The sequence below is a fragment of the Streptomyces sp. genome, from assembly GCF_035563135.1.
Taxonomy (GTDB): Bacteria; Actinomycetota; Actinomycetes; order Streptomycetales; family Streptomycetaceae; genus Streptomyces.
In genome coordinates, this window is record NZ_DATMVN010000110.1 from 1 (window position 1) to 5,488 (window position 5,488).

At 71.0% G+C, this 5,488-nt stretch carries 5 protein-coding genes, 1 tRNA gene and 1 pseudogene; 5 read left to right on the forward strand and 2 right to left on the reverse strand.

Annotation, left to right across the window (positions count from 1 at the left end; translation table 11 throughout):
* Nucleotides 1–242: 242 nt before the first annotated feature.
* Nucleotides 243–316 (forward strand) — tRNA-Ala (locus VN520_RS04820).
* A gap of 220 nt (nt 317–536) precedes the next feature.
* Nucleotides 537–1,385 carry a hypothetical protein gene (locus VN520_RS04825; RefSeq protein WP_325745579.1) on the forward strand — a complete coding sequence of 283 codons (849 nt, stop codon included), beginning with the start codon at nt 537–539 and terminating at the stop codon, nt 1,383–1,385.
* Nucleotides 1,386–1,552: 167 nt separating this feature from the next.
* On the opposite strand, the gene VN520_RS04830 is transcribed toward VN520_RS04825, so the two are convergent.
* The gene (locus VN520_RS04830) at nt 1,553–2,029 is read right to left on the reverse strand and encodes a GNAT family N-acetyltransferase (RefSeq protein ID WP_325745580.1); all 477 of its coding nucleotides are present in this window, start codon (nt 2,027–2,029) and stop codon (nt 1,553–1,555) included.
* Nucleotides 2,030–2,079: 50 nt separating this feature from the next.
* Here VN520_RS04830 and VN520_RS04835 point away from each other — a divergent pair, with 50 nt between their 5' ends.
* Entirely contained in the window at nt 2,080–2,895 is an 816-nt protein-coding gene (locus VN520_RS04835) for an exodeoxyribonuclease III (protein WP_325745581.1), read from the forward strand.
* A 156-nt stretch (nt 2,896–3,051) separates the two neighbouring features.
* Here VN520_RS04835 and VN520_RS04840 read toward each other — a convergent pair whose 3' ends face one another.
* On the reverse strand, nt 3,052–3,702 hold the full coding sequence (locus VN520_RS04840; protein WP_325745583.1) for a MerR family transcriptional regulator: 651 nt from the start codon (nt 3,700–3,702) through the stop codon (nt 3,052–3,054).
* A 169-nt stretch (nt 3,703–3,871) separates the two neighbouring features.
* On the opposite strand from VN520_RS04840, the gene VN520_RS04845 reads away from it, so the two are divergent.
* Both VN520_RS04845 and VN520_RS04850 read left to right on the forward strand, forming a co-directional pair.
* Nucleotides 3,872–5,392 (forward strand): NAD(P)/FAD-dependent oxidoreductase, encoded by a 1,521-nt coding sequence (locus VN520_RS04845; RefSeq protein ID WP_325745582.1) that lies wholly within the window; start codon nt 3,872–3,874, stop codon nt 5,390–5,392.
* Nucleotides 5,389–5,488: pseudogene (locus VN520_RS04850) on the forward strand (alpha/beta hydrolase); the annotation flags it as partial. The gene VN520_RS04845 and the pseudogene VN520_RS04850, both read left to right, overlap by 4 nt.

The following is a 5,488-nucleotide window of genomic DNA, read 5'->3' on the forward strand; positions in this document are numbered from 1 at the left end:
CCACCCGGACGGGCAGCCATGACACCGCCACGCCCGAGGCCGGCCCGGCCCCGCGCCGCCGCGGCAGCGCACCCAAGCGCACCCGTGACCGCGGCCGGACGCCCCTCTTCGACCAGTACGACGACGAGGACCGGCCGCGCGCGGCCAACGAGTGAGGCCGGCGGAGAACCCGGCTCGGTGACCTGCCGGGATACGGATTTCCGAGCACCCCGATGAGGGTGCTAGAGTTTCACTCGTTGCAAGGGCCTGTGGCGCAGTCTGGTAGCGCACCTCGTTCGCATCGAGGGGGTCTGGGGTTCAAATCCCCACAGGTCCACCGCACACACGAGATCCCGGTCAGATGGTCACCATCTGACCGGGATCTCGTCGTTCGAGCTCCTGCTTGAGTGACGTCGGTCTGCCGGGGCGTCGGGAAGCGTGACGGTCCGCGTCGGAACGGCACGGGGAGCGGGACGCGTGGCGTTCTCGGACGGCCGGGGTCTTCCGGGGCGGCCCTCGCCCGCCCGTGAGGCGGGCCGCCGGTAGGGTCGGCCGCTATGTCCGAGGAAACCGGTGGTGCCCCCTTCCGTGTCCCCGCGGAGTTCGTGCGGTACGCCGTGGCACTGGAGCCGGCGGAAGTCGCCTGCGGGTATGTGTCCGGCTGGGTGAGTGCGAAGGACGCCGTCCGTCTCGCCTTTCTGCGCCGGTGCGATCTGCGCGAGCTCGCCGGGGAGTTCGACGGCATCGCCGCGCTCGATCCCTCCGCGCCGGAGCTCGGTGTTCTGTGCCGCCGGCTTGCGGACGGGTGTGCCGACGCCGGACGGGTCTGGGCTCATCTGGCCGTGAGCTGGGCCTGTTCGCGTCCTGACGGGCAACGTGACCGTCTGCTCGGCCGGCTGGGCGCCGGCGTGGTGCGTCCGGTGCTCGACTTCGACGGCGGGGTACCGCGGCCGTCGGCAGCGGGGCGGGCGGAGTTCCTTGTCGGCCGTGCCGCCTCCGGGCGGGGCATGAACTGGCGCAGCGGCTCGGCCCTGCTGGGGACCGACCGGCCCGAGGAGGTCGACGCGGCTTTCGACCGGGGCGAGGATCTGGTGGGGGTCGCGGTGATCGGTCTGGCGTTGCAGCACCCTGACGCGGAAGCCGTCCTGCCCAGGGTGGCCAGGGCGTTGGGGTCGGCGGACGAAGGGCTGCGTCACCAGGCGCGCGTCGCTCTGGCCCATGTGGCCCGGCTGCACGGCACGGTGGACCGCCGCTGCCTGGAGCTCCTCAGGTCTCACCCCCGGGGCAACGAGGCCGACGACGACCTCTGGGCCTACGTGCCGCACCGCCTGCTGCCGTGGTGGCTGTGGCGTCACCATCTGCGCGAGCGTCTTGCCTGGCACCTGCGGGAGCGGTGGCGCGGCTGAGGTGGGGGCAGGGTGGGCTCCGTCGGGGCGGCCACCCGGTGGCCTGGGCCGCCCTCGCTCACCTGCCTTCCCGGTGACGGCTGTTGAGGGGCACCGGGAGGAGCCCGTGCCGGTGTACGGGCGGAGCGGGTTCTACGGGGTGCGGCGCGGGTGGTGCGGAGCGGCCGTCACAGCGGCTTGGCCATGCAGATGCTGCTGTCGTACGTGCGGTAGTGGCCGAACTTCTCGCAGCGTGTGTAGCCGCTCGATGTGTAGAGCGCGATCGCCTCGGGCTGCTGGTTTCCGGTCTCCAGGACCATGCGGGTGCGACCCGCCGCGCGGGCGTCGGCCTCCAGGGCGGCGAGGATGCGGCGCGCGAGGCCCTGGCCGCGGCCCTCGGCGATCACGAACATCCGCTTGATCTCGGCGTCGCCGTCGGAGTAGCCCTCCGCGTTCTGCTCCTGGCTGCGCCAGCCGCCGGTGGCGACGGGGCGGTCCTGCTCGTCGTAGGCGAGCAGATACAGTCCGCGAGGCGGGTCGAACATCGTGGCGTCGAGCGGTGTGACGTCGCCCTCGTCGCCGTAGCGCTCGGCATATTCGAGCTGCACCAGGTCGTTGAGTTTGACGGCGTCGGGGTGGTCGAAGGGCCGGATACGGATATACATGCGATGTATCGTACATGTATGCAGTGGGTGCGTGTAGGTACTGTACCTGGATGCTGACTGTTACCTCCGTGAACGTGAACGGGCTCCGTGCCGCCGCGAAGAAGGGCTTCGTCGAGTGGCTGGCGCAGACCGACGCCGATGTGATCTGCCTCCAGGAGGTCCGCGCCGAAACGCGGCAACTCCCCGAAGAGGTACGTGAACCCGAGGGCTGGCATGTCGTGTACGCCCCGGCCGCGGCCAAGGGGCGCGCGGGGGTCGCCGTCTACACGCGGCACGCGCCGGAGCGCGTCCAGATCGGGTTCGGCGGGTTCGATGTCCCGGGAAGTGACGAATTCGACACCGCGGGCCGCTATGCCGAGGTCGATCTCCCGGGTGTGACCGTCGCCAGTCTCTATCTGCCCTCCGGCGAGGCCGGCACGGAGAAGCAGGAGGAGAAGGAGCGTTTCATGGCGGCCTTCCTCCCCTATCTCCAGGGGCTGAAGGGGCGGGCGGCCGCCGAGGGGCGTGAGGTGGTCGTGTGCGGTGACTGGAACATCGCCCACCGCGAGGCCGACCTCAAGAACTGGAAGGCCAACAAGAAGAACTCCGGCTTCCTCCCCGAGGAGCGGGAGTGGCTGACCCGGGTGTTCGACGAGGCGGCGTACGTGGACGTGGTGCGGGCGCTGCACCCGGAGGAGGAGGGCCCGTACTCCTGGTGGTCCTACCGCGGCCGGGCCTTCGACAACGACGCGGGCTGGCGGATCGACTACCAGGTGGCCACCCCCGGCCTCGCCGGCCGTGCGGTGAAGGCCTGGGTGGAGCGCGCTGCCACGCACGGCGAGCGGTGGAGCGACCACGCGCCGGTGACGGTCACCTACGAACGCTAGGGCCGCGCCGGTCAAGGTCTGTCCGCCGAGGAGCGGCGTCCGGCGCGTGCTCCCGGGGTGCCGGCCGGAAGGCCTCGTACGGGATGTGCGCGGGCTTTCGGCCGCTGCGGCGGGAGGGCGTGCCGGGGGGCGGGGTGGACCTCGGCCGACCCGGTACTAGGACTCCTCCTCCGGCTGCCCGTCCGGACCGCCGTCCTTCCGCAGCCGGCGGTCGAGGGCCATGGAGAGCTCGGCGTCCACCACCGCCTGGGCGAGCGTGCGCAGTTGCTCCGGTTCGGTCTGCGCGGTGTGCGTGCGCAGGACGCGCACGAAGAGGTCGGCGAGGGCGTCGGCGTGCTCGCGGACCCGGCGGCCCGAGGTGAGCACGGCGTCGAGCGGGACTCCGGCCCGCACCAGCTCGGACGACGCCTCCAGCAGGCGCCGGCTGATGTGCACGATCTCGTCGCCGTCTATACCGAGGTAGCCCAGCTCCATGGCGGCGGCGAGGTTCTCCGCCGTGGCCTGGTCCTGGAAGTAGTCGGCGAGCTGCTCGGGCGTGAGTCTGACCGGGGTCTCCTCGGTCGGTTCGCCCAGGCCCAGCACCTCGGCGACGTCACGGCCGCTGTCGAAGGTGCTGGCGAGGTCGGCGATGCCGTTGAGGGTGTGACCCCGCTCCAGCAGGCCCGTGATGGTGCGCAGCCGGGCCAGGTGGTGGTCGTCGTACCAGGCGATGCGGCCTTCGCGGCGGGGCGGCTGGATCAGGCCGCGCTCCCGGTAGAAGCGCAGGGTGCGCACGGGGATACCGGCCTCCTCGGCCAGCTCCTCCATGCGGTACTCACGGTGCTCGCGTCCTTCAGCCACACCCGCACCCTATGTTGTACCGCCGGTAACTTTCCTCGGTCCGCCCCCTACCCATCAGTACGGCGCTGCTCTACCCTCCCAACCATGCCAGTGATTGCTGGCAGAGTCGTGTCACGTACCGCGGGGAGGCGGCAGCATGGCCCAGCACGAACACGTACGAGTGGCGGTGATCGGATCCGGATTCGGGGGCCTCGGAGCCGCGGTCCGGCTCCGCCGCGAAGGCATCACCGACTTCCTGGTCCTCGAACGGGCCGGTGCCGTGGGCGGCACCTGGCGCGACAACAGCTACCCGGGCTGTGCCTGCGACGTACCGTCCCACCTGTACTCCTTCTCCTTCGCGCCCAACCCCGACTGGCCGCGCACCTTCTCCGGGCAGCAGCACATACGCGCCTACCTGGAGCACGTGGCCGACACCTTCGGGCTGCGCCCGCACATCAGGCTCGATCACGAAGTCACGGTCATGCGCTGGGACAACGACGAGCTGCACTGGGTGATCGAGGCGGCGAACGGCTCCACGATCACCGCCGACGCGGTCGTGTCCGCCACCGGTCCGCTCTCCGACCCGAAACTGCCGGACATCCCGGGGCTCGCCGAATTCCCCGGCAAGGTCTTCCACTCCGCGCGGTGGGACCACGACTACGACCTGAGCGGCAAGCGCGTCGCCGTGATCGGCACCGGCGCCTCCGCGATCCAGATCGTCCCGGAGATCCAGCCGAAGGCCGGCCGGCTCACCCTCTTCCAGCGGACCCCGCCCTGGGTGATGCCGCGCATGGACCGGGCCATCAGCGCCGCCGAGAAGTGGCTGCACCGCGCGCTCCCCTTCACGGCCACCGCGCGCCGCGGACTCCTGTGGGGCATAAGGGAGTTGCAGGTGGGCGCCTTCACCAAGCACCCCGACCAGCTCGGGCTCGTCGAGACGATAGCCAAGTCGAACATGGCGCGGGCCGTCAAGGACCCCGCGCTGCGGGCCAAGCTGACCCCCTCGTACCGCATCGGCTGCAAGCGCATCCTGCTCTCCAACACCTACTACCCGGCGCTCGCGCAGCCGAATGTGGATGTGGTCGCCTCCGGCCTGTCCGAGGTGCGGGGCTCCACCCTGGTCGGTTCGGACGGTACGCGGACCGAGGCCGACGTGATCATCCTCGGCACGGGCTTCCACGTGACGGACATGCCGATCGCCACCCGGGTCGTCGGCGCCGACGGCATCACCCTCGCCGAGTCCTGGAAGGACGAGATGCAGGCGCTGCGGGGTGCGACCGCGGCGGGCTTCCCCAACTGGATGACGATCATCGGCCCCAACACGGGGCTCGGGAACTCCTCCATGATCCTCATGATCGAGTCCCAGCTGAACTACATGGCCGACTACCTGCGCCAGCTGGACGTCCTGGGCGGGCGCGCCGCGCTCGACGCGCGGCCCTCCGCCGTCACCGCCTGGAACCGGCGGGTCCAGGACCGGATGAAGCGGACCGTCTGGAACACCGGCGGCTGCACCAGCTGGTATCTCGACGACAACGGGCGCAACACCACCGTCTGGCCGGGTACGACGGCCGAATTCCGGCGGGCGACGCGCTCGGTCGACCTGGGTGAGTACGACGTCGTCCGTCCCCCCGTCACCCGCCCGGCGGCACAGGCCGTGGCCGAGGAGGCCGCACGATGAGCCGGCTGACGCACCTCGCGAACACCCCGCCCGTGCCCGTGCGCGAACTGGCCGTCGTCTCCGCCGACGGTTCGCGCATCCATGTCGAACTGCACG

Coding starts and splice junctions, on each gene's coding strand:
- VN520_RS04825 (WP_325745579.1), top strand. CDS start 537: ATGTCCGAGGAAACCGGTGGTGCCCCCTTCCGTGTCCCCGCGGAGTTC.
- VN520_RS04830 (WP_325745580.1), bottom strand. CDS start 2,029: ATGTATATCCGTATCCGGCCCTTCGACCACCCCGACGCCGTCAAACTC.
- VN520_RS04835 (WP_325745581.1), top strand. CDS start 2,080: ATGCTGACTGTTACCTCCGTGAACGTGAACGGGCTCCGTGCCGCCGCG.
- VN520_RS04840 (WP_325745583.1), bottom strand. CDS start 3,702: ATGGAGGAGCTGGCCGAGGAGGCCGGTATCCCCGTGCGCACCCTGCGC.
- VN520_RS04845 (WP_325745582.1), top strand. CDS start 3,872: ATGGCCCAGCACGAACACGTACGAGTGGCGGTGATCGGATCCGGATTC.